1 protein-coding gene is annotated in these 798 nt (G+C 37.8%); it reads right to left on the bottom strand.

The annotated features are described in order from the left end of the window. A partial coding sequence (gene aroB, locus E1176_RS00500) for a 3-dehydroquinate synthase (RefSeq protein WP_155208633.1) occupies nucleotides 1-798 on the bottom strand: 798 nt, incomplete at both ends.

The following is a 798-nucleotide window of genomic DNA, read 5'->3' as shown; positions in this document are numbered from 1 at the left end:
CTGACTCATCAGATTTATGATCGGGTCAAAATCTTCTTTTGGTAAATCAGTTTTGCCGTAAATCCCAAATATATAATCTGTAATTTCTTTTAGCTCAACAGAAGTTAACATGTTTTTTTGCTCGGCTACATAAGCTTCGCAGATCATACCTATGGCAATGGCTTCACCATGCAGTAGTTGCGAAGGTGTTTCGAGATAGAAACTTTCTATGGCGTGCCCTATAGTATGTCCAAAATTGAGAATTTTTCTCAACCCTGCTTCCTCGGGGTCTTCTTCTACTACTTTCACTTTGATAGCAACCGATTGCTGGATTAGTTTTTCAAAATCCAATTCATCAAATGCATGGACCTTAATTTTATTCCATTGATTTTTATCAGCAATAATTGAGTGTTTTATTATTTCGGCAAAACCGGAGCGTAACTCTCGCTTTGGTAGGGTGTTCAAAAATTTTGAATCAACTAGTACCATTTTTGGGTCTTTAAATAATCCGATATGATTTTTAAAGCCTTTGAAGTCGATGCCTAATTTGCCGCCTACACTGGCGTCTACCTGAGATAGTAAAGTAGTCGGGATGTTGATAAAATCGATACCTCGCTTATAGGTAGAGGCGCCAAAACCACCCATATCTCCGATTACACCCCCACCAAGATTTATCATGAGACTTTTTCTATCTAAGCCATATTCTGTCATTTTTTCCCAAATGTCACTACAGGTGTCTAAAGTCTTATTTTTCTCACCGCTTTTAATCGCGATTATTTTAGCCTCTTTTAATACATTATTCAGTAGCGGCAGGCAGTG

The sequence above is a fragment of the Fulvivirga aurantia genome (genome assembly GCF_009711475.1).
GTDB classification, from domain to species: domain Bacteria; phylum Bacteroidota; class Bacteroidia; order Cytophagales; family Cyclobacteriaceae; genus Fulvivirga; species Fulvivirga aurantia.
This window is presented reverse-complemented; position numbering and strand designations above follow the sequence as displayed.